We start from the raw sequence: 23,646 nt of genomic DNA on the forward strand, positions 1-23,646 counted from the left end.
ACCCGGTTACAGTGATTCAAACAACTTGGCCACAATATGCCACTGGCCATCGATCTCGAGCAACTGGAAGTGGTTCACGAAATCCATCCCCAGATACCCTGTCTCCCGCAATACTGCGGTGGCAATGCGGCCATCCATGTGGACAGTATCAATGCGTGCATCGTAGCGCAAACCCGAGGCAACCGGTGCCGGATTAGCGCCTACCGCAGTGAAAAAAGGCTCCGGGCTGCCGGTAACGAGTTCACCCGCCAGGTAGCCGCTCATTATGGCCGAGGGATGGAACAGCGCACGCAGTGCCAATACGTCGCCCCGGCCGCAGGCATCCACGTAGGACTGGATCACCACCTGCACCGCCGCCAGATGCTCTGAACGCGCCATCAGCGTGGCCCTCCCGATATAGCCCTCACGAGCGGCACGGCAGCGTGTGCAGCAGGGCCTCCGCCAGGGCGATGGCCTCGGCCTGATGCGGCTGCAGGTCCTGCCCACCGAGCGCCCCATGCATCTCCAGGAAAGGATCGACGGTACCGGTTACGGCGCCACTCAGCTCCTCCATGACCGCAAGCCCGAAGAAGGGCACGGTCCAGGTGTTGTAGCCGCCCTCGTGACACATCAGCAGGCGGCCGCCGCAGTGACGCTCGGCAGCCTGACGCAATTTGCGGGCAAGACTGCGGTAGCCATCGCTGTGCATCTGCATGCGTCCGAGCGGATCGTAGGCACCGGCATCGAACCCCGAGGGCACGATGATCAGCTGCGGCTGGAAGCGGTCGAGCGCGGGGATCACCACCCGATCCCAGGCCTCCTCATAGGCACCCACGCCGGATCCGGGAGGCAGCGGCACATTGATGTTAAAACCGGCGCCTGCACCTTCACCATTCTCGTGCCGGTAGCCGGAATCGGGCGGAAAGCAGTTGTCCTGATGCACGGAAATGGTCAGCGCCCGCGGGTCATCGTAGAACGCGCTCTGGGTACCATTGCCGTGATGCACATCCCAGTCGACAAAGGCGATACGCTCGAGCCCGAAATGCTCAAAGGCATGCAAGCCGGCGATCGCCGCATTACCGAACAGGCAGAAGCCCATACCCATATCCGCCAGGGCATGGTGACCCGGAGGCCGCACCAGGGCATAGGCATTATCGACCTCCCCCGCCATCAGCGCCTCCAGCGCCGCGAGTACCCCGCCCGCCGACAGCATGGCAATCTCATAGCTGCCCCGCCCCAGAGGAGTGAAGGGGCCTGCGTCGCCACCTACACCCGCGCTCAACGTCCTGACTTTTTCCAGGTGCTCACGGGTATGAAAGCGAAGGATTTCCTCCTCCGTGGCCTCCCTTGGCACAATGACGTGGAGCTGTGGGGTCAGGCCCGCCACTTCCAGCAGGTTGCGGAAGCGGCGTTTGGTTTCCGGATTTTCCGCATGCGTGTCTGGCTGCACCGGATTGCCATAGGGCATCGGCCCGGCGTAATTGCCGGTGTTGTGCCACATGTAAAGCTCGTGGGCGACAAAGCCCGTCTTGCGCGTAGCGGCCTGCATGCCGTTACCTCCGTGTTTGGGATTTGAATTGGTCCGCGATCAGCGGCCAGGGCTGCGCCTGTTCCAGGCTTGCGGCCAGGGCCAGCAGCAGGTCTTCACGACCCTGGCTGGCGGCAAACTGAATACCGAACGGCAGCCCACTTTCGCTGCGTCCCAGGGGCAGGGAAATGGCCGGTTGCCCGGTGACGTTGAACACGGCGGTAAACGGGGCGTCGCGAAAGACCTGATCGGTCCAGCTGCGGGCTGTGTAATTGCCGCCGGCAGATGCATGCTCACCCACAGGCCAGGGCAACTGGGCCACCGTTGGTGTCACCAGAATATCGTGGCGGGTAAAAAAGTGACCGAAGTCGCGACTGACCAGATTGAAATAGTCCTCCACGTGCAGCAGATCCACTGCCGACAGGTGCATGCCGTGTTCGTAAATTGCCAGCGTTGCCTGCTCCAGACTGTTGCTATTGACCTCGCGCCCGGTGGCGGCGCAGATGTCCATCACCCAGTGGGCGATATGGGCAGACCAGAGATCCGTGTTGGCCTGGGCAAAACGGCCTCCATCAAGTGCCGGCGCGCCTTCCTGCACCTGGTGCCCCATGCCTGCCAGCAGACTTGCGGTAGCCTCGAGCGCAGCGCGAATGGTGGGATCCACCGGCACACCCGACCAGGGCTCGGTGCTAAAAGCAATGCGCAGGCCGCCAGGCAGCTTTAGGGGCTCTGTATAGGGTCGATCCGGTGGCGCGATAACATAGGGGTCACCGATGCCCGGGCCCTGCACCGCGTCCAGCATGGCCGCGCAGTCGCGCACTGTGCGCGTTAACACGAATTCGATACCCAGACCGCCGAGCCCGTCAGCGGCGCCCGGACCGATGGGAACCCGTCCGCGACCCGGCTTGAGCCCCACCAGTCCGCAACAGGAGGCGGGAATGCGGATCGAGCCGCCACCATCATTGGCATGGGCCACCGGCACGATGCCCGCGGCCACCGCCGCGGCGCTGCCACCGCTGGAACCACCGGGACTGCGCGACACATCCCAGGGGTTGCGGGTCGCGCCAAAGGCAACAGTCTCGGTTGCACAGTTGTACCCCATCTCCGGAACCGCGGTCCGCCCCAGGGTCACAAGCCCTGCCTGCCGAAAGCGGGCCATCAGATCGGAGTCAGCAGGCGCAACCAGGCCCCGAGCAAGCCGGGAGCCCATCTCCGAGCACCGGCCCTGGGCCTGCAATACCAGATCCTTGATCAGAAATGGTACCCCGGCAAAGGTCGCTCCCGGCGGTATCGCCGCCAGATCGGCATCGATGTCGTCGAAAACCTCTACCAGGGCATTGATCCGGGGATTCCAATCTTCCGCCAGGGCGAGCGCACAGTCCGCGAGCTCCGTCGCAGTGACTTCGCGGCTACGGACCAGCTCCGCGAGCCCCAAAGCGTCGTACTGCAGGTACTCCGTTACATCCATGCGCCTGCGTCCTATTGCCCGAAGTTGTAGTTCAGCGTTATCCCGACGGTTCGGGGCATGCCATAGCTACGCACAAAGGGACCATTGCCACCCGTGTAGGCGGCGGGATAATAGTCCTCGTCGGTGAGATTTCGCGTCCACACCAGGGCCCGCCACTGGCCATCGGCAGAGCCAACGCCGAGCCGGGCGTTGAACAGGGTGTAGTCTTCGGTCGCATCCTCCGGGGATACGCCACCGGTGGTGTCATCGGTAAAGCTGACATCGCCGGCCACTTCCAGCACCAGGCCGTTGGCCAGGGGCCATTCGTAGCTGACCAGGCCAGCGTAGGACCACTCCGGCGCCTGTGCCAGCTCAATACCCGAGACATCGCGCCGCACCGTCACCGGCCAGCTGCTCTGTACCGGGTCTACCGCGTTCCATTTGGTGACCTCGGTATCCAGCCAGGCAACGCCCAGGTTGACGTTGAGGCCGGTCACCGGTTGCCACTTGAGATCAACTTCGGCGCCGGTGATTTCAGACTCGGGCACATTGGTCAGGCCGGAGATGTTGCCGACAAAAGTTACGGCCGTGTCCTGCTCCTGCTTGTCTTCGTAGTCGTAGAAGAAGGTGGCGGCATTGAGCTGCATCCGGCCCTCCAACAATGTGGCCTTCATCCCCACTTCATAGGAGGTGAGCTTCTCCTCGTCGTAGGGGGTCAGCTGCTGGGTGGTATTGGAGTTGGCACCGTTGAAGCCGCCGGACTTGAAGCCCACCGAGACCATGCCGTACATCAGGAGGTCATCGTTGAGCGAGTAATCGAGGCCCACCTTGCCCATCCAGCGATCGGTACTGATGGAGTCTTCATAGACCTGAAACGCATCGTTTACCCGGGGCGTGCCGATAACTGCAAAAATGTAATCGGGCGAGGTCGGGTCATCATTGATGGTGCCGCAGTCTCCCGGGCCGAGGTTGGCACCGAAGTTTGCGTTGAGGAAATTGCCCAGGCTGCCGTCCTCGGCGACGAAAGTACAGCCAGCCCAATCCCTGTCTTCCTCGGTGTAGCGCGCCCCCAACGTCAACCGCCAGGCGTCGGTAAACTGCCACTCCACATGACCAAATACAGCGGCGGATTCAGTTTCCTGACTGTACTTGGTATCCAGCTCCAAAATCGGGGTCGCCGCAAACAGGTCTACACCCCAGGGAATGGAGCCAAATCCGAATACCGAGTCGGACATGAAGTAATGGTAGTACTCGTCCATCTCATCCTTGGCATAGTAAAGCCCCCCGACCCAGTTTACCGGTCCGGTATCACCCGAGAGACGCAGCTCCTGCGAAAACACCTCCAGGTCCGTGGTATTGATATTGCTGGAATCGTTGTAGAAGCCTCCATCCCAGTCATTGGCTTCCTCGCGCTCAAATTCGTTGTAGCCGGTGACCGAGGTCAGAGTCATGGAGCCGATATCCCACTCCAGGCGGGCGGCGAAACCGGTCAGTTCATTGTCGCGCCGGGGCCTGATGTTAAAGGTCTTGCCGGTGATGGGACTGGTATAATTGTTGGTCCAGTCAGCAACTTCGTTGTCACCCGTGGAATACCAGGGCGGGGTCTCGCCGAAATTGCTGCCAGTGGGCAGCAGGTACTCGTCCAGAGGCGTATAGGGGTTGGTAAACTCGCCCAGCCCGAAAGGGGTTCCACCGTAGGCGGTGTTCGCCTTGTTCTCCGAGTCGTCCTTGACATAATGGGTGCTCAACATCAGGCGCACAGTGTCGCTGATATCCAAATTCACGATCCCGCGCAGTGCGGTCGCATCCTTCTCGCCCAGCTTGTCGTCGCGGGTTGCGCTCTTCTGCCACCCTTTGCTGGACTGGATGGTCTTGAAGGCCAGTCGGCCCTGGGCCAGGTCGTTGCCGCCGGTTACGAAACCCTCCAGGTCCCAGGTGGAATAGCTGCCGTAACTCGCGGTGGCACCGGCGCCGAACTCCCGGGTGGGCTTGTTGCTGATGAAATTGATCTGGCCCGCGGTGGTGTTGCGGCCATAGAGATCGCCCTGGGGGCCCTTCAGGACTTCAACCCGCTCGGTGTCAAAGACCAGGCCCCGGGTCATGACCGTGTAGGGCATGGCGACTTCGTCAAAGTAAATACCGACTGTGGACGACGCCGCAGTGGAGTAGTCCTGGAAGCCCACACCGCGGATGGTATACAGGGGCACGCCAGTAGCCGCGGTCTCATTCACCGTAAGACCGGGTGTGAGCATGGCGATATCTTCCGCCGTCAGCACACCGAAGTCCCGCAGCTGGTCGCCGGTAAAGGCATTGATAGTGATGCCTACGTCATTGGCGCTCTGGGCCCGCTTCTGAGCTGTTACAACCACTTCTTCAAGCTGGGCGTGGGCAACCGTGGCGCCTGTGGCCAGCGTTGCCAGAAGTACCGCAGCGCTGAGCTGGCGGCGTTGTAATCCTGTAGCAGGGTGTATAGGTGCCATGATCATTCCCCTCGATAATTGGTCATTGAATGCGTGCGTTGCTTTGCGGCGCGGACTACTGGACCGTGCCGCTTGTTGCATAGACGGTGTTGCCGGCAAACAAGGTGCGCAGGATCCGGGTTTCGCTGATGTCCTGCGGCTCAATGGCAAAAAGATCCCGATCCAGCACGATCATGTCCGCGGACTTGCCGATCTCGATCGAGCCTGTTGTGTGTTCAAGACGCATTGCCCTGGCCCCCTCCAGGGTCATGATCCGCAGCGCATCGCCCAGGCTGATGGCTTCCTCGGGCCAGAAGCTGCCGGGGAACTGCCCGCGCGGATCCTGCCGGGTCACCAGGGCCTCGATACCCAGCCAGGGGTCGATGGTTTCCACCGCGGCGGGCCAGTCAGAACCCGCCAGCACCGGAGCATTCGCCTTGAGAAGGCTCCTGACGGGGAAATACTGCTCACCCCTTGGCGAGCCTACGGCGCCTACTACGGAATCAATGATTGGTGAGGGATGCCAGAGATAGGGAGAAAGGTCGGCCACCGCGTTCAGCTCGGCAAACCGTGGCAGGTCCTGCGGATCGATATAGCCGGCATGTGCCAGTTCGTGACGCAGGCCAGAATCGCCGTTGGCGACACGCGCGGCCTCGATGGCATCCAGCGCCACGCGCACCGCCCGGTCACCGGCGGTGTGGATCTTGACCGTGTAGCCGCGCTTGTCCAGCTCGATCAGATCCCGTGTCAGCAGTTCGGGATCCAGGTGCAGCATTCCCCGATGCGACTCGGCATCGGCGTGCTCTGGCGTGTAGGGCTCCAGCATCGCGGCGGTACGCGACGCGGTGGGGACTCCGTCCATAAACAGCTTCACAAACGCGGTGTGCAGCCCGGCACTGGCGTAGCGGTCGCGCTGCTCGTCGATTGCCGCGTAGTCCAGCGGCTCGCTGCGATGACCGTAGGGAGTCTGGACCCCCAGGGCCAGGTGCGCGCTCAGATCGCCCGCAACTTCAAGCGCCTGGAAGGCGGCCATGGCGCGGGGCTCGGAGTAGGCTTCCTTGAGGCCGGTGATACCAAAGCTGTTGGCGATGCGCAGGGCCTCCCGGGCGCCGGCTCGCAACTCTTCCTCACTCCACTCCGGTAGCTGATCCGACACTCGTTTCTTGACACCTTCCAGCAGGAGGCCATTGGGCTCACCGGTCACCGGATCACGGACAATGGTGCCGTCCGCGGGGTCCGGGGTGTCCCGGTCGATACCGGCAAGCTCCAGGGCGCGGCTGTTGAGCCAGCCATTGTGGTTGCTGTCATCACTCAGCAACACGGCCTTGTCACCCGAGACTACATCCAGAAACGCCCGGGGCGACTCGATCTGGTGAGTATCGAAAAAACCGCTGTCCCACTGCCCGCCGCGTATCCACACGGCGTCGGGGTTATCGGCCACGCACTCGGCCACCCGCCGGGCAATCTGTTCCGGCGTGGACGAGAACGGGAAGTTGCACTCATAGAGGCTCTTCACACCGCCGCGCTGGGCATGCACGTGGGCATCATTGATACCGGGCATGACCATGGCACCCTGCAGGTCGACCACTGTCGTGGCCGGCCCGCGATAAGCCTCCGCGCCGGCACGATCGCCAACGTGCACAAAGTGCCCATCCCGGATCGCGACGGCGTCGGCCCAGGGCTGGTCGGGGTTTACGGTATAGATACGCGCATTGAGATAGATCGCATCCGCAGCGGTGGACGCCGGGTCAGCGGCGGAGAATTGCGCGACCAGGACCAACAGGCTTCCTGCAATCGCGTTCGCCCAATTTGTTATCGGTCGTTGCATGACGGGCTCCGGGTATGTGTTCGGAGCCTCTGATATTAGTGCCGGCGCTGCTATCGCTTATTGACAGAAGTGGACAAAAGCTTGACCAAATACCACGTGGGAGCGCAGTCCCTGCGCGATTCAGGCCCAGACAACATCGCCCGCGGACAAGGTGAATGGCCGCGTAGCGGACAGAGAAGGTGGCCTGGGCCAGCGGGCTCCCACCCTGTAGGAGCGCACTCTGTGCGCGATCGCCCGCGGAGCGGGCTCCCACAGGAGAGTTTATTCGCCGGCCAGGGGTCCAGCCTGCTCGCGATAGACTTGCGGGGCCTGCCCCACCCAGGAGCGGAAGGCACGACTGAAAGCGCTGAGCTCGGAAAAGCCCAGTTCATAGGCGATTTCCGCGATAGGCATGGCAGTACGGCGCAGATAGTATTTGGCGCGCTTGGCGCGGGCCAGGTTTTTGACCTCCTGAAAACTGCGACCTTCGCTGGATAGCCTTCGGCGCAGGGTCCTCGGGGATATCGCCAGCCGTTCCGCAATCTTCTCAAGGGTAGCCGATTCGTCCGCGCCACAGCGGATGATTTCACGACAAAGGATATCCACAAACCCGTTGCCCGCCTGCTCGGAAACGAAATAGGTCTTCATCGCGTTGACCAGGATTTCGTGCAGCAGGTTGTGACTGGTATGAAAGCGTTCCTGCAGATAGCTCCGATCAAAAAAAAGCCGGTTGTCGGCGCAGGAAAACTTCACCGGCGCCTGAAAAAAATCCTGCAGCGCGCGCGCGTTCTGGTCGCTGTCGTGGCTGAAGCAGACCTGCTTTACTGGCACCGGTATCCGCGTTGCCGTGTTCAGGGCCTGCACCAGGAAACCCAGCAGATACTCGTTCAACTGGTTGGTGGGTACACCTTCGGGAATGATCACCCGAAAGCTGAACTCGGCAAGCGACTTGCAGAAATCGAAGTCGATCGCTATCGCGGTGTCGACATAGCGGTCGTAATGAGAGAGGCAGCGAATTCCATCGCCCACGGAGGGGGCAGCCAGTACGGCCAGAATCAGCAGGCTCGCGGACTCGTAGTGGTAGCGCTGGGCCATGTGCAGGCCCATGCAGGGGTTGTTACTGTACCTGGCTGCCAACTCGAGCAACGTGGTGATCTGCCGTGCGGGCACCGCCGCGTCCAGCTCCTCGCAGCGGCTGGACACAATGCCGCACTCACGGAACACCGGTTCCGGATCGACGCCGTGATCCAGCAGATAGTCACGTACATAGGCGACAAAACGGGGGGAAAGCGATGGCTCCAGTTCGCCCTGTGCCGGCCCGCACAGCGGCTCCCCGGCGGAGGTCTCAGCCTCCGGCCGATTCATTGCGCCCCGGCGTTGGCATTCAGCGCTGCAGCTGGCTGTAATAGGAGGCCAGGGCTTCGAATTCCTTTTCCGCCACACCCGCCAGCGCCGCCTGCATAAAGGGGTGGATCCGCACGTCGTGCTTGTAGGCCAACAGCTGGGCCTGCAGGTAGGCGGCGTGCTGGCCCGCCAGGATTGGCCATGCGTCAGCTACCGGCTTGCCGGCGTACCCGTGACAGGCGGTACAGCCGCCGGAGAGTTGCCTGCCCCGCTCCACCAGATCGGCATCGCCATTGGCCGCGGTGGCGAGTTCCTGCGCCGCATACCATGCCGCGAGGACTTTGATATCTTCATCGCTAAGACCGCGCACAAACGGGGCCATCAGCGGGTTGCTGCGCTCGCCGGAGCGCATGGCCACCAGCTGCTGGGCCAGATAGGTCTCATGTTGCCCCGCCAGGTTGGGCCAGGCAGGGTTGCTGGACACGCCGTTGCTGCCGTGGCAGGCGACACAGGCCTGGGCCTGCGCCGGCGGCTGGGCCTGCACCGTGCCGGTGACCAAGGCCGCAAGGAGGGCGGCACCAAGAATCAAATGCTTTTTCATAAAGGTTTACTCTCTCGCATCCGCGCCGGCGATAGCGCGTAAAACATGTTGCCGGTAGTCGTCGACTTCGTTCAGCGGATGCTTGCGCAAGGGCGCGACCTCCGCTGCGGTATAAGGCGTAAACGGTGACTGCAGGCTGTCGCCAGCGAACTCATACACTATCCAGTTCAGTACCGCGGCCAGGCGCTCGTCACTCAGGGCCGAAGTCGCCGAACCGGGCACCCGCACCAGATATTCACGCCCGGCCTGACTCTGCAGAAACACGCCGACGTGTCCTTGCATGGCCGGTACACTGCCGGCACCGGCGCCATCCGGCGTGTGGCAGCCCTGGCAGTTCATCTGGTAGTCGAACACTACCCGGCCACTGTCGTCGGATGCAGCCAGTGCGGCGGCGGACCAGAGCAGAACGGGCAGTAGTAAAAGCCTGACCATCAGTCGTCGAACGCCACGCCGACAACGATAGCGGTTGAACAGTGATAGGTGACGCTGGAGGTGCCCAGACACCAGTTGAGGTCATTGGTCTTGTCGGGCCGGTAGACCGGGCGATCGCCCTCGTCACGCATGCACAGGCAGGCGCCGCAGGAGGATTTGCCGCAGCAGTCATTGTAGGAAATCACGTAATTGCGGCCGTCCGCCGGGTTGTGGCAGGTGCCTATCCAGGTGACCGGTGACATTTCGGTCCCGGGGGGGCAGGTGTTGGCACTGCCGCCACAGCAGTCGCAGAGAAAGCCGTCTATGGCACAGTAACGCCAGTAGTCACAGCTGCTGGGATCGCCCTCTTCCACCGGCCGACCCGCGCCTTCGGCTCCGGCAGCGCGGGCAACCGGCAGCAAGGGAATACTGGCGCCGCCGACCAGCATGGCGCCCAGGCCTTTCAGCAGGCCGCGACGGGAACTGCGTTGGGCCAGCTGTCTGCTGCGCTGCTCAAATACCTTGTCAAAGAAGTTCATGCCTTGTCTGCCTCCACATAATGCACAGCTTCGCGCTTGCTCATATAGTCCTGTATCGACGCGACCTTCCGTTCCTTGGCTTCAAACAGGCTATCCAGGTGTTCGCGTGAATTGATGATGCCCATTGAGGCGATCGTGCCGTGCTCGTCGATCAACACGCCGTAGGGCAGCTTGGAGACGCCGAAGGCCTTGCCCGCGATTTCCGATACCGCGTAGGGAAACCCTGCCAGCTCCTTGCGCTTCACGTAACCCGCGTGATCCTGCTCGTCACCGTCACTGACCAGCACCAGGTCGACCCAGTCGGCCTCGGCCCGGGCCGCGGATTTCAGCGCCGGCGTAAGTTCATTGCAGATCGGGCAGTCCGGCGACAGGAAAAACAGCAGCTGGGATTTGCCCCTCCCCGCGCCACCGACCTGTTCATTGCGCCCATCAAGCGTCGCCAGTGCGAGCTCGGGTGCTGGAGACCCCACCTTCAGCTTCTGGTTCAGCATCAAGGCACCGGCTGGTGCCACCCGCTCATAGAGAACGCCGATCTGTCGTGCCAGCGCCAGGTTAACCAGAATCATGGCGACGAACCCCAGCCAGAGAACAATGTTCGAGATTACCAATAATTCCATCTTCCTACCTGCTCCTGGCCATGTGCTGGCCATTGCTTATCAGTTGTTCGGCGCCCAGGTACAGGCCGATGAAAAATCCGGCCATACCCAGCGCCAACATCAGGCCAGCGACCGACAAGGTCATTGGCCCCGGAGGCAGCGCCAACAGCAGCGCCAGGCCTGCCGTCAGCAGATTGCGCAGAACCAGTGCCGGGCTCACCAGCACATCCGAAGCCGGGCCGGCACAGCCACAACGCAGGTCGCGACGCCCCTGCAGCAGTTGCCAGGCCATCATCAAGGCGTAGCTGGCCAGCAGCGCTGCCGCCGTCAGCGCTGCCACGCCCCGGCTCTGTGGCAGCAACAGGGCAAGCGCCATGGCAACCTCCAGGACGCCGAGCGGATACACCAGCCCGTCCCGCCACAGCGGCCGCAGCGGCACCGGCAGATACTGTGCCGCGAGCTCGCTGAACTGGGCCGGGTAGCGCAGCTTGTGCACACCAGCCACCACAAAGAGCCAGGCAAGAAAGCCTGCCAGAGCGATGCCCACTACTTCCGGCAGCGCCATGCTACCGGGCACCAAACAGCATCAGTGGCGTGTTCTGCCCCAGATCGGGGATGGTTTTGAGGAAATCACCGCTCTGCGCATCGTAGAGTTCCAGGCTCATGTTCACCGGATTGGTCACCAGCAGTTTTGGCTCTGGACCCCGGCTCACCGCAAGTGACAGCCCCCACTCCCGCAGCGCGATGCGGGCAACCCTCGTTTGCTTCTCGGGGTTATAGATCCAGACTTCGGCACCACCGCCGTTGTGACTGCCATCGGTCGCATCGGGATGCATCAACACATAAAAGCGGCCGAGATCGTCCTCCCCGGTGATACCAATGCCACCGGGAGCCCAGCCCTGCTCGCGCTCGGCTTCGGGCACCAGGTGCCAGGGCTCTCCCACGCGGGCGACCTTGCCGCTGACGTCCACCGGAATCACCTCACCGGCGAAGGTGGGGAAATAGGCCATATCGCCAACATAGGCAGGGCGCTCGAAAATCGGCGAATCGTCGGAGTCGAAGAAAGCGTCGGTGCGAACCTGCGCCACCACGCTGCCATCCTCGGCCAACTCGGTGCTGAGGAAGCGGCCGTCGGCGCAGAGCGAGCTGAAGCCGCGCTTGCCGGCGGGATAGGTCAAAACACAGCCCGGGGTGCCGATATCGCCAATGATCTTGCGTTCCTCGAGATCCACCAGGGTCACCGAAGCGGCCGGACTGAAGTTGGCCACGGCCAGCCAGCGATCATCATTCAACAACAGCAGCGCATCGCGTTCCGGCAGGCCCATGAAACGCTTGCCCTGGGGCAGTACCACTTCTGCCACCGGACTCAGGTTCTCCTGATCCCAGATGGTCAGGACGTCGATGCGCTCGCCGCGGGTACCGCGGGTCTGGAAAGTTTCTGTGGCATAGATCTCGGCGCGACTGGGGGACTGCTGGATATTGCCGATCATCGACACATTGAAAGTGCCCTGGACCTGCCGGGCTACAGTGTCCTCCGCGGTATCCAGCACCCACACCTTGCCGTCGGACATGTGGAAGAAGGCTGCATCGTGCACCAGGAACCAGCTCGCGGGGTATTCCCGCGGCAGGGTCTCGACGATCCCGATCGGTTCCACCGGCAGCGGCGGCGGCAACGGCTTGTCCGCGGCCAGGGCCTGTCCCGCCCCCATCAAGCCGCAGAGGACAGCTGCTACTGCGCGCGTTTCAGATCCATTCCACATAGTCGCTTTTCCTGTTTCAGGTCTTGCTGATATACACCGTCTGGATGTTGGTGTACTCCTCCAGGCCGTAGCGCCCGAATTCTACCCCGATGCCGGACTCTTTGGAGCCCCCGAAGGGGGCGTCAGGCTGAATCATGGCATGGGTGTTGACCCAGGCGGTACCGCACTCGAGGCGGCTGGCGAGCGCCGCCGCTTTCTGCGGGTCGCCGGACCACACCGAGCCGCCGAGCCCGCTGGGGCTGTCATTGGCGCGGCGCAGGGCATCTTCCACGTCGCTGAACTTCATTACCGGCAGAATCGGCCCAAAGGGTTCTTCCCGCACCAGCCGGGTATCATCATCGATATCTGCCACTATAGTAACCGGATAGAAGTAACCCGGACCAGGCATGGGCTCACCGCCGGTGAGGAAACGGGCGCCACTCGCCCTGGCTTCGTCTGCCATGGCACAGACCTTGGCGAACTGGGCCTTGTTCTGGACCGGTCCAAAGTCGGGATCGGTGCTGCCGTCCGCTGTCGTGACGCTGTTGGCCAGCGCCACCAGCGCATCGCACATCTCCTCGTAGATGTCTTCATGCACATACAGGCGTTTGAGGGCGGCGCAGGTCTGGCCATTGTTGAACATGGCCGTGGCAAAGACCTTGGGTGCAATCGCCGCCACATCGACATCCGGCAGCACAATGGCGGCGTCATTACCACCCAGTTCCAGGGTCAGGCGCTTGAGGTTCACCGACGCATTCTGCATGATCTTCTTGCCGGTCGCAGTGGAGCCGGTGAAAACAATCTTGTTGATGTCTGGGTGGTTGGTCATTGCCGCCCCCAGACCGCCGTCACCGGTGACCACGTTGAACACGCCCGGCGGCAACAGGTCATTGATGATTTCGGCAAACCGCAGGGTGGTCAGCGGCGTGTACTCGGAAGGTTTCAGGACCACAGTATTGCCGCTGCGCAGCGCGGGCATGACATGCCATATCGCAATCATGAGCGGGAAATTCCAGGGCGTGATCGAACCCACCACGCCCAGCGGCTTGCGATGCACCTCGATGCGCGCTTCGTCGTTGTCCTGGATCACTTCCACCGGCAGCTCCAGGTCGGCGGCGGCGTGGCACCAGGCCAGCGTGCCCCCGATTTCGAAGGCCGCGCCCATCCCCGCAAACCCGGTGCCGGGCTTGCCCTGCTCCAGGGTCAACAGGGAGACCAGTTCCGCCTGGTGCTCCTCAATCGCCTTCCCTATCTCATGAATGATGGCCCCGCGCTCGGCACCCGGCCGCGCACTCCAGGCGGGAAACGCCGCCCTGGCCGCTGCAACCGCCTGGTCCAGGTGGGCCTCGGTGGCCTTCGGGCACTGGGCAGCAACCTCCTCGGTGGCGGGATTGATGACCGGAAAGGTGGCGTCGGACGCCACCTTCTGGCCGTTGATTATCATCTGATACTCGCTCATGGAAACTCCGTCGATTCTTGTCCGCGTGCTAGAAGTTGTACGTCAGGGTGGCGCCGTACCAGCGTGGCGGTGCAAAGACCTCCTCACTGATTCCCAGCAGGCCGAGATCCAGGTTGTACAGACGATACTCTTCGTCACCGGCATTCTTCACCCAGCCGGCCACTTCCCAGGTGTCGCCGGCGCTGGCCCAGGACAGGCGCGCATTCCAGACCAGATAGGAATCCTCGGCGGAGATATTGGAGTTGGTGGCTTCGATGAACTGGTCGTCATTCCAGACCCCATCCACCTGTGCCGCCATCGTGCCGCCCAGCGCATCCCACTCGTAGCGCGCCAGGGCATTGAAGCTCCACTTCGGCGCATTGGGGAACTCAGCCTCCACCGTGCCGCCGAAGACATCGGGTACCGCGTCGACGGTCGAGTCGATATAGGCTGCACCGAACAGGAGATCCAGCCCGGCCATGGGATACAGGGTCAGCTCCAGCTCACCGCCGCGGGAGTCCGCGTCCGAGTTGGTCACCTGGGGCGTCAGGCCCAGAATCGAGAACGCCTGATAATCCTCGTAGTCATAGTAGTAAATCGCGGCGTTGAACCGCGCCCAGTCCGTCAGATCGGTTTTGACCCCCAGCTCCCAGGAAGTCAGGACTTCCTCATCGTGCTTGAGGTTGCCCGGTTCAATGGCAGCGACCGTGCCCAGCGGATCGATGGACCAGTTGCCCCCCTTGATCCCGCGGTTCCAGGAGCCGTAAAACAGAGCCCCGTTGTCGGTGACATAGTTCAACTGCACCCGCGCGGCAACGTCGTCGTACTCGATTTCATCGAGGCCGGCAATCGGCACAGCGGAGATGTCAAAGATCTGCGCCAGGGGGATGCCGGCATCAGGCTCGGCGTAGTGCTGCAGAAACTCCAGGTCCTTGCTGTCATCGGAGTAGCGCACACCGGCAATCAGGGTCAACTGCTGGGTGAAATCGAACTCCATCTGGCCGAACACCGACCAGTTGCTGGAGTCGAGCTTGTAATCGGTGAACTGCACCGCGGAATCGGAGATCGCCCCGGACCCCTCGAGGATGGCGGCCCCGCGCACGCTGGAATTATTCTCCGTGGTCATGTCGAGGTAGTAGAGGCCGGTCTGCCAGCGCAGGCGGTCGCTGCCCCCGGACAGGCGGAATTCCTGCGAGAAGGTGTCGAATTCGGTGTTGTTCTCGTAGGGGAAGAAAAACAGGCCGCCCCCGGCGTCTTCCAGGTAATCCTTGTCCAGTTCCATGTAATTGGTAATGGACACCAATTCCAGGTCCGTGGACAGGTTCCAGGTCAGGGTCGAGGTGACATTGTTGGAATCGCGACTGTAGCTGCCCTCAATGGAGGAAGCGTGCTCGAGCCCGTCGGTAAGTCGCCCGGGCACGTCGACCCCAAGGCCGGTCTCGGGGTCAAAGTCGGCGAAGTTGATGGAATAGGTGCCGGAGGGCACGTCATCGTCTTTGGAGTTGGTCAGCCGCAGGTCGAACAGCAGATCGTCGGTGAGATCCACTTGCAGCGAGCCGCGCAAGGTGTAGCCATCGGCGCCGTGAGCATCGCGGATACCGGGTACCACGGATTCCGTGTAGCCGTCGTTTTCCTCCCAGCGGCCCGCCAGGCGCCCGCGTACGGTGTCACTGATGCCGCCACCGATGGCGCCCTCCAGCGCGCGCATGCCAAACTCGCCGCCCTGCACACGCAGATAGCCATTCAGCTCCTGGTCCCTGGCGCCATTGGTCAGGTAGTGCACCAGGCCGCCGGTGGTATTGCGCCCGAACAGGGTCCCCTGCGGGCCGCGCAGCACCTCTACCCGGTCGACATCGAACAGCTGTCCGGCGATCGCATTCATGCTGGGAACGTAGGCGCCGTCCACGTAGACCGCGACCGGGGCCTCAAGGTTGTCCTGGAAATTGTTCTGGGAAATGCCGCGCAGGTTGATAATGGTGAAGGCCGGGGTAAACGTCTGCAGCTGCATGGCGGGCACCTGCTGGGTGATATCCACCGAACTGGTCATGCCCAGGGCATCCAGCTGGTTGCCGTCGAACGCGGTGACAGAAATGCCCACGTCCTGCAGGTTCTGCTCCCGCTTCTGCGCGGTGACGGTTACTTCCTCCAGCACCTGCGACTGCGCCGTGCCTGCCAGCAGGCAGAGGGCGGTGCCACTTGCGATGAGCGACAGGGCCTTTGCGATGGGTCGTCTGGTAGTGTTCATATGATACTTCTCCACGTAATTGTTATGCAGTCCTGTAACACATCATTTAAACAGACCTGCCGCGAAAGCGTTTGCGCACCAGCGAACTCGTGGCTTGACTGTGAGCGAAGCCTGTTCAGCCGGCACCGTGCTCGCGCCGGAACTGGATTGGCGAGAGGCCAAATTCCGCCTTGAACGCGCGGCTGAAGTGGGATGCATCCTTGAAACCGAAGTGGTAGGCCACCTCGGCAATCGTAAATCGGGAAAAAGCGTTGTCTGCCAATGCCTGGCTGCAGCCCTGCAGGCGCAGCTGCTGGATGTAGCGACAAATCGACACACTCTCTGCCTCGAACAGCATATGCAGGTAACGCGTGGAAATGTTGTGCGCGGCGGCTATCCAGTCGGGATTCAGGCGCTGGTCACCGAGGTGCTTGCGAATGAACTGGCGGATCCTGTTGAGGTATTCCTGCTTGACCCCATTGCACAGGAGATCGCGGCGCTGGACTTCCCCGGTGTAGCTGAGGGTGGTGGCCAGCAGGTCAATCACATTGGCCTCCAGGCGCTGCGCCAGGACGCCATCCATGTCATCCAGCTTCTGCGCGATGGAGGTCACGAACTGCGAGAACAGGCCGTTGGCCCCGTTCTGGGCAGCCATGCGCACACCCAGGTGTCGCTCGGGCTGGTGCACACATTCCTCCATCAGCGGCGAGGGAATGGCCAGCACCACCTGGGAGTACTCGCTGGCGAAATGCAGCTCGTAGGGTTCTGAACTGAGGCACAGGGTGAAGTCCCCGGGCTGCAGGTGTGCCTCCCGCCCGCGCTGGATCACCTGGCTCTCACCCGCCACCTGCACCTTGACCAGATAGATGGAATCCGTCACCTGGCCGATATGGTGGCGACGCCGGTAGACGTCCAGGGGGGTGCTTTTGACCGCGGCAAATCCAAGCTGGCCGAGCTGGCGTGAATTCAGCAGACCGCTAAATTCGCCGGGATAACCCCGCGCCAGCTCGCAGTCCATGGGAAAAAAGGTCTCCCGGACCTGGTCATCGAAGCTTTCCAGAGATGCGGTCGTCGTCAGCATTGCCTCTCCGACTCTTGTTGCGCTGCCCAACGGCTGCTCAGTGTCTCGCCACCGGCGGGGGCCGGCCAGTCTCACCGAATTCCGAGCGCACCAGCAGTGAATGGTAATTGCTCCGATCGATAACCGCTCGCTCGGAGTTATCGAGCCACGATACTACAGACATTACCAGTACCGCCAGCGGCAGGGTGAACAGGGCCGGGTAGTCGTAGGGGAACAGGGCCCGCTCAAACCCGAGCACGGATACCCACACCTGGGGACCAACCACGATCAGCGCCACGGACGACACCAGCCCGACCAGGGCGCCGGCAATCGCGCCCCGGGTGGTGAGCCCCGACCAATAGAGGGAGAGAAACAGGATGGGGAAGTTGACGGACGCTGCCACCACCATGGGCATGGTGGCAATAAAGGCCACATTCTCGTTCTGGAACAGGATACCCAGGATAATGGCGATGACGCCGATAACAACGGTCGTGATTCGGGTGAGCTGCAATTCCCTGCGGGGATCCGGCGCGCCCTTGCACAGTAGCTCCGCATAGAGGTCGTGGGATATCGCCGCGGCGCCGGACACGGTGAGACCGGCCACCACTGCCAGAATGGTGGCGAAGGTCACCGCCGACATGAACCCGGTCAGCAGGTTGCCGCCTACCGCGGTTGCGAGGTGGATCGCCGCCATGTTGCTGCCGCCGATCAACTGGCCATCGCCGGCAAAAAACACCGGGTTGCCGTAGAGGAAGGCTACCGCGCCGAAGCCGACGATCACCAGTGCCAGGTAAAAATAGCCCATGAACAGGGATGCGTAGAAAGCCGACTTCTTGGCTTCGTGCATGTCGGGCACCGTGAACAGGCGCATCAGTATATGGGGCAGCCCCAGGGTTCCGAACAACATGGATACCAGGATCGTTGCCACCTGTACCGGCGAATCGAACAACACGCCCGGAGCCAGAATGCGCTCACCCTGGGGGTGCTTTGCCACCGCGGTCGCAAACAGGGTCTCCAGGCTGAAGCCGCTCAGGTACATGACCATGAACGCCGTGATCGTGACCCCGGTCATCAACAGGATTGCCTTGATGATCTGCACCCAGGTAGTGGCCAACATGCCGCCGAAGGTCACATAGGCCAGTACCAGCACGCTGATGCCAATGACCGCCACTTCATAGGGCAAGCCGAACAGCAGCTGGATCAGGGTGCCGGCACCCACCATCTGCGCTATCAGGTACAGCACCACCACCACAATGGTGCCGCCCACCGCAACCAGGCGTATCCGGGTTCGCTCCAGGCGCTGGGAGACAACGTCGACAAAGGTAAAGCTGCCCAGATTGCGCACCCGTCGCGCCAGCAGGAACAGCAGCAGCGGCCAGGCGGCAAACGCGCCCAGAGCCAGCACCAGGCCGTCGAAACCGCCCAGGAACATCAGCCCGGTGATCCCCAGGAACGAGGCTGCGGACATAAAGTCGCCGGCGATAGCCGTGCCATTCTGGAGCCCGGTGATCTGGCCGCCCGCAGTATAGAAATCCTGGCTGCTGTGGGTGCGCCGGGATGCCCAGTAGCTGATGCACAGCGTCGCCACCACAAACGCCAGGAACATGCCTATGGCGACAGGATTCACCTAAGACTCCTCCCCGGAACGGGTGGTGGCCTGGTTGAGGACCAGGAACACCAGTTCCAGCAGGATGAAGAAGATCACCAGCGAGACAAACATGAGCAGGGATCCGGTGACATGCGACGCCCCCAAACGCTCCGCAAGGCTGTCGCCGACAGCGGTCCAGTTGAGGACAAAAGAAAAGTACAGTACCAGGGTAATCCCGGTGAACACGAAGCGACGCCGCGTTCTTGCCCTGATCACCCGGAGTTTGGCGGCTTCGTCCATGCGTCTTCCCGGAGGTTTATAGTTTTGTGGCTGGGTCGGCCACGGACTATACCAGCGCAGCCCCGGCAGCCGTCAACGATTCGCGGTAGCAAATGTCCATTCAGCGCTTGATCTGGCTCTCCAGCATTTTGGCGATCTTCTCACCGTAGGGCGGCAGGGTTCCGGCCAGCTTGGCAATATTCACCCAGCCTTCCTCATAGACGCCGCGGGCGTGACTGAAGGTGCGGAAGCCGTCGCGGCCGCGGTAGTTGCCCATGCCGCTGTGGCCGATACCGCCGAAGGGCAGGTCGTCACAACCTACCTGGGTGGCGATCGCGTTCACCGCCACGCCACCGGAACTGGTCCGGCCCAGCACGCGCTCCTTTTCCGCCTTGTCGGTACCGAAGTAGTACAGGGCCAGCGGCTTTTCCCGCGCATTGATGTAGTCGATCACCTCCTCGATGGCGCTGTAGGTCTTGATGCACAGCAGCGGGCCGAAAATCTCCTGGGTCATGCAGGCGAGGTCCTCCGCGGGGTCGATCAACAGATGCAGGGCAATCGTGTGCGCGGCCGGATCGGAAATGTCTTCCCCCGGCGGGCACAGCGGCACCACCCGCACACCCTGGTCGCGCGCTTCCTCGATATAGCCGCTGATGCGGCCAAAGTGGCGCTCGTTGACGCAGGCGACAAAGTCCGGGTTGCCCTGGATGGTGGGAAACATCCCGGCAATGACCGCCTGGCATTGGCGTACGAACGCCTCCAGCTGATGCCTGGGGACGAAGCAGTAGTCCGGGCTGACACAGAGTTGACCGCCGTTCATGGCCTTCCCGGTGATAATGGTTTCAGCGGCCTTGCGCAGATCCCCCTGCGCCGACACTATCACCGGCGACTTGCCGCCCAGTTCCAGGGTCACCGGCACCAGGTTTTCCGCCGCGGCCCGCATGACATGGCGGCCAATACCGGTGGCACCGGTAAAGATCAGGTGGTCGAAACGCAGGCTGCTGAAGGCCGCGCCCACCTCTGGCCCGCCAGTCACCATGCAAATCTCCGAGGGCTCAAAATATTCGGCAAACAGGCGCTGCATCAGTTCGGCCGTGGCCGGCGTGAACTCGGACGGCTTGATCATGGCGCGGTTGCCGGCCCCCAGCACATCCGCCAGCGGGCTGAAGATCATGTTGATCGGCACATTCCAGGGCGTCATGATCCCGACCACACCCTTGGGCTGGTACTGTACGTAGGCTTTGGCACCGAGGAAATTCATCGGCATCAGCGGTGTGCGGCGTTCGGGCTTCATCCATTTTTTCAGGTTTTTTTTCACATGCTTGAGGCTGCCGACGGAGTTCATCACATCCATCATCAGTGTGACGTAGCGCGAGCGACAACCAAAATCCCGTTCCACCGCCTCGCAAATCGCATCCTTGTGATCCACCAGCAGCGCAATGCAGCGGTCGAGCCGGTCGATGCGGGTGGCGAGGGTGACTTCGCCTTCGGCGCGAAACGCCGTGCGCTGGTTGTCCAGCAGAGCCGCAAGCGGCGCGGCAACCGGTTTCGGGGCAAGGGCCTGGTTCATGATGCGAATTCCTCAGCGACAGTGGCTTGTACATGGGTGAGCACCCCCGCATCCTCCAGAACCATGTCCGCGGCTTTCTCGGCAATCATGATGGTGGGGGCGTTGGTATTGCCGGAGACAATGGTGGGCATGATCGATGCGTCTACCACCCGCAGGCCATCGACGCCGCGCACCCGCAAACGTTCGTCCACCACCGCCAGCGGGTCACTGCCCATTTTGCAGGTGCCGACCGGGTGGTACACGGACTCGGCAATCTCGGCTATATAGGCGAGAATCTCGGTGTCGGTCTGCACCCGCTCGCCGGGCAGATACTCCCGGTCGCGGTAGCCGTTGAAGGTGGCGGCGGCGAAGATCTCCCGCACTTTCCTTACCGCGGCAATGATGGCCTGACGGTCGTGTTCCGTGTCCAGGTAGCGGGCGATGATGGCCGGCGCCATCTCCGGCAGACCGCTGCGGATGTGCACGCTGCCACGGCTGGTCGGGTGCAGGTGGCAGACCGTGGCGGTAGTGCCCGGAAGGGTCTTCATCACCCCGCTGGCGTCGGGCTCGCCGGCGGCGGGAGTAAAGTGAATCTGGGCATCGGGGCGCGCCTGCGCCGCCGAGGTGCGGAAAAACGCGCCTACCTGGGAGGCCGGATGCGCCAGCAGGCCGCGGCCAGTGGCAAAGTACTTTGCAATGTTGCCCGCCAGCGCCAGCGGCCGGCTCTCCTCGTAAAAGGTCCTGACCCCCTGCAAACCCTGGATCACGTTAACGGTGAGATGATCCTGCAGGTTCTCCCCCACTCCGGGCAGATCCTGCACCACCTTGATATTAAGCGCGTCCAGACGTTTGCCGTCGCCGATGCCGGACAGTTCCAGCAACTGCGGGCTGTTGATGACGCCGCCACAGAGCAGCACCTCCCGCCGGCTGTGTGCACGGTGGGTCTGCTCTTTTTTGCGCTGCCGGGTTTTATACTCCACCCCCACCGCGCGGCCGTCTTCGAGCAACACCCGCTGTACCCGGGCACCGGTCACCAGGGTAAGGTTGGGGCGCGAGCGGCACAGGGCCAGGTAGGTCTTGCTGGTACTCTGGCGCCGGCCCTTGCGGGTATTGAGCTGGTAGTAGCCTGCGCCTTCCTGCTGCGGTCCGTTGAAGTCCGCATTGAAGGGTAGCCCCGTTTCCATCGCCGCCTGCACGAACATGTCCGCGGGCAGCATTTTGTCTTGCGCGGCAACTTCCTCCACCCACAGCGGCCCGCCGGTGCCATGCAGCGCGTTGCCGCCCTCGGCCTTGTGCTCGGCGCGACGAAAATAAGGCAGCACGCTGTCGAAGTCCCAGCCCTCGCCGCCGGCATTGGCCCAGCCATCGTAGTCCTCGCGCTGGCCGCGCACATAGATCATGCCGTTGATGGAGCTGGTGCCGCCCAGAACCTTGCCGCGAGGCCAGGCGATACGGCGGTTGCCCAGGTGCTGCTCCGGGTCGGTTTCATAGCACCAGTTCACCGCGGGATTCTTCATCAGGAAAGCGAATCCCAGCGGGATCTGGATCATGGGGTTGCGGTCGGGGCCGCCGGCTTCCAGCAGCAGTACCTTGCGGCTGGCTTCCCGCGACAGGCGGCAGGCCAGGGCGCAGCCGGCCGACCCGGCGCCAACAATGATGTAGTCGTACTGCTCTACTGACACCGGTTCAGCCCTCCGGATCGAAGCGAATATGCATGTCTTTCATGCCATTCACGAAAAACGACTGCACGTAGCGCGGCGGCGCCACAAACTGCGGATTGCGCAGGCGCGGGATGATCTCCTCCAGCATGATGCGCAACTCCAGCCGGGCCAGGTGCGAGCCGATGCAGAAGTGCTGGCCAATGCCGAAGGAGCGTAACTGGTTGGCAAGATCCGGCTGGCGCTCGGCGCGGCGCACGTCAAAGCGGGTGGCGTCATCCCCGAACACGTCCTCGTCGTGGTTGATAGTGTGGTAGTGAAGCACGAGCTTGTCGCCCTTGCGCACCTGCTGGCCGCCGATATCCACATCCTCCATGGCGGTGCGGCGCATGGCGGTAAAGGCGGTGTTATAGCGCAGAATTTCCTCACAGGCATCCGGGATACGCTCCGGGTTGTCGACCAGGTATTGCAGCTGTTCCGGGTGCTCTATCAACAGGCGCATGCCGTGGGAAAGCACCGTGCGGGTAGACTCATTGCCCCCCACCAGGATCAGGATGAACATCCAGCCGAACTCTTCCTCGGTGATGGTGCGCCCCTTCACCTCGCCTTCCAGCAGGTCCTGCAGCAGTCCCGGCTGCGGGTTTTTGCGGTGCTTTTCCGCCAGCTGCATGGCGTAACCGATTACCTCCGCGGAGGCGATCTGCCCAGCCTCCTCGGACACCGACATCTCCGGGTCATCGGCGAAGATCATGGTGTTGGTCCAGGTGAAAAACTCCTTGCGGTCCTCAATCGGGACGCCAAGCAGCTCGAGGATCGCTATCAGCGGCAGCTCGGCCGCGACCTCCTCGACAAATTCGCACTCCCCGCGACTCGCAACCGCATCGACAATCCGTTTGGCGTGCTCGCGCAGGCTGGGTTCGTAGGCCATGATCTTGGCCGGGGTGAACGCGGCGCGAACGATGCGGCGCACGATCTGGTGCTCCGGCGGGTCCATGCCGATGATGGTACGGCGATGCACTTCCGCGACCAGCCAGTCATCATACTCCGTGGGGAACGGTGAACGCTCGGCAGAAGAAAACCGTTGCGGGTTCTTGCAGATCTCGTCCAGCTCCCGCTGCCGGGTCACCACCCAGTAGGGCACCCCGGTGAGGGGATCATCCAGCTTTACCAGCGGGCCCGCCTCCCGGATCCGGGCCAGTTCCGCATAGGGCATGCCCTCAACATAGGTGGTGGGGTCGAGCAAATTGGCAAAGGGACAGCCTGACATGGGGAGCTCCGTTCCTGGAAAGTGGTGGCACCACGACAATGCGACATAATTGCACATTTGTATAGTCTTGTGGAGTGTTCTGCTTGTCAAACCGGGTGTTTTAAGCCGGCCTTAAGCTGGCGGGGCTAGGCTG

The 23,646-nt window shown here is 62.4% G+C and carries 20 protein-coding genes; all 20 read right to left on the reverse strand.

Translation table 11 applies throughout. From position 1 onward, the window contains the following. Positions 1–6: 6 nt before the first annotated feature. Positions 7–378: a nuclear transport factor 2 family protein gene (locus Q6D67_RS09580; RefSeq protein ID WP_304705382.1), complete on the reverse strand. Its 372-nt coding sequence runs from the start codon at positions 376–378 to the stop codon at positions 7–9. A gap of 25 nt (positions 379–403) precedes the next feature. Further along, positions 404–1,528: a class II histone deacetylase gene (locus Q6D67_RS09585; RefSeq protein ID WP_304705383.1), complete on the reverse strand. Its 1,125-nt coding sequence runs from the start codon at positions 1,526–1,528 to the stop codon at positions 404–406. A gap of 4 nt (positions 1,529–1,532) precedes the next feature. Next, positions 1,533–2,975 (reverse strand): amidase, encoded by a 1,443-nt coding sequence (locus Q6D67_RS09590; protein ID WP_304705384.1) that lies wholly within the window; start codon positions 2,973–2,975, stop codon positions 1,533–1,535. Positions 2,976–2,986: 11 nt separating this feature from the next. Continuing rightward, positions 2,987–5,434, reverse strand: coding sequence for a TonB-dependent receptor (locus Q6D67_RS09595; protein WP_304705385.1), 2,448 nt, complete (start codon positions 5,432–5,434; stop codon positions 2,987–2,989). A gap of 55 nt (positions 5,435–5,489) precedes the next feature. Further along, on the reverse strand, positions 5,490–7,193 hold the full coding sequence (locus Q6D67_RS09600) for an amidohydrolase (protein WP_304705386.1): 1,704 nt from the start codon (positions 7,191–7,193) through the stop codon (positions 5,490–5,492). Positions 7,194–7,502: 309 nt separating this feature from the next. Next, the gene (locus Q6D67_RS09605) at positions 7,503–8,585 is read right to left on the reverse strand and encodes an AraC family transcriptional regulator (protein ID WP_304705387.1); all 1,083 of its coding nucleotides are present in this window, start codon (positions 8,583–8,585) and stop codon (positions 7,503–7,505) included. A gap of 19 nt (positions 8,586–8,604) precedes the next feature. Continuing rightward, positions 8,605–9,165, reverse strand: coding sequence for a cytochrome c (locus Q6D67_RS09610; RefSeq protein ID WP_304705388.1), 561 nt, complete (start codon positions 9,163–9,165; stop codon positions 8,605–8,607). Between the two features lie 6 nt (positions 9,166–9,171). Beyond that, the gene (locus Q6D67_RS09615) at positions 9,172–9,597 is read right to left on the reverse strand and encodes a cytochrome c, class I (RefSeq protein WP_304705389.1); all 426 of its coding nucleotides are present in this window, start codon (positions 9,595–9,597) and stop codon (positions 9,172–9,174) included. Continuing rightward, the gene (locus Q6D67_RS09620) at positions 9,597–10,115 is read right to left on the reverse strand and encodes a methylamine dehydrogenase light chain (RefSeq protein WP_304705390.1); all 519 of its coding nucleotides are present in this window, start codon (positions 10,113–10,115) and stop codon (positions 9,597–9,599) included. The genes Q6D67_RS09615 and Q6D67_RS09620 overlap by 1 nt, the downstream gene beginning before the upstream one ends. Next, positions 10,112–10,732: a redoxin domain-containing protein gene (locus Q6D67_RS09625; RefSeq protein ID WP_304705391.1), complete on the reverse strand. Its 621-nt coding sequence runs from the start codon at positions 10,730–10,732 to the stop codon at positions 10,112–10,114. Before Q6D67_RS09625 ends, Q6D67_RS09620 begins: the two co-directional genes overlap by 4 nt. 4 nt (positions 10,733–10,736) lie before the next feature. Further along, positions 10,737–11,276 (reverse strand): MauE/DoxX family redox-associated membrane protein, encoded by a 540-nt coding sequence (locus tag Q6D67_RS09630; RefSeq protein WP_304705392.1) that lies wholly within the window; start codon positions 11,274–11,276, stop codon positions 10,737–10,739. A gap of 1 nt (position 11,277) precedes the next feature. Next, positions 11,278–12,471 carry an amine dehydrogenase large subunit gene (locus Q6D67_RS09635; protein WP_304705393.1) on the reverse strand — a complete coding sequence of 398 codons (1,194 nt, stop codon included), beginning with the start codon at positions 12,469–12,471 and terminating at the stop codon, positions 11,278–11,280. Between the two features lie 16 nt (positions 12,472–12,487). Then, positions 12,488–13,909, reverse strand: coding sequence for an aldehyde dehydrogenase family protein (locus tag Q6D67_RS09640; protein WP_304705394.1), 1,422 nt, complete (start codon positions 13,907–13,909; stop codon positions 12,488–12,490). A gap of 28 nt (positions 13,910–13,937) precedes the next feature. Next, positions 13,938–16,133 (reverse strand): TonB-dependent receptor, encoded by a 2,196-nt coding sequence (locus tag Q6D67_RS09645; protein ID WP_304705395.1) that lies wholly within the window; start codon positions 16,131–16,133, stop codon positions 13,938–13,940. A gap of 115 nt (positions 16,134–16,248) precedes the next feature. Continuing rightward, complete coding sequence (locus tag Q6D67_RS09650) at positions 16,249–17,193, reverse strand: helix-turn-helix domain-containing protein (RefSeq protein WP_304705396.1); 945 nt, start codon at positions 17,191–17,193, stop codon at positions 16,249–16,251. Between the two features lie 37 nt (positions 17,194–17,230). After that, positions 17,231–18,799: a cation acetate symporter gene (gene actP, locus Q6D67_RS09655; RefSeq protein WP_304705397.1), complete on the reverse strand. Its 1,569-nt coding sequence runs from the start codon at positions 18,797–18,799 to the stop codon at positions 17,231–17,233. After that, positions 18,800–19,060: a hypothetical protein gene (locus tag Q6D67_RS09660; protein WP_304705398.1), complete on the reverse strand. Its 261-nt coding sequence runs from the start codon at positions 19,058–19,060 to the stop codon at positions 18,800–18,802. Positions 19,061–19,160: 100 nt separating this feature from the next. After that, positions 19,161–20,609 (reverse strand): coniferyl aldehyde dehydrogenase, encoded by a 1,449-nt coding sequence (locus Q6D67_RS09665; RefSeq protein WP_304705399.1) that lies wholly within the window; start codon positions 20,607–20,609, stop codon positions 19,161–19,163. After that, a complete protein-coding gene (locus tag Q6D67_RS09670) occupies positions 20,606–22,270 on the reverse strand; it encodes a GMC family oxidoreductase (protein WP_304705400.1) in 1,665 nt (554 codons plus the stop codon). Before Q6D67_RS09670 ends, Q6D67_RS09665 begins: the two co-directional genes overlap by 4 nt. Positions 22,271–22,274: 4 nt before the next feature. Then, positions 22,275–23,513: a cytochrome P450 gene (locus Q6D67_RS09675; RefSeq protein WP_304705401.1), complete on the reverse strand. Its 1,239-nt coding sequence runs from the start codon at positions 23,511–23,513 to the stop codon at positions 22,275–22,277. Positions 23,514–23,646: the final 133 nt, after the last annotated feature.

Origin of the sequence: Haliea sp. E1-2-M8 (assembly GCF_030649675.1) — a bacterium.
Taxonomy (GTDB): Bacteria; Pseudomonadota; Gammaproteobacteria; order Pseudomonadales; family Halieaceae; genus Haliea.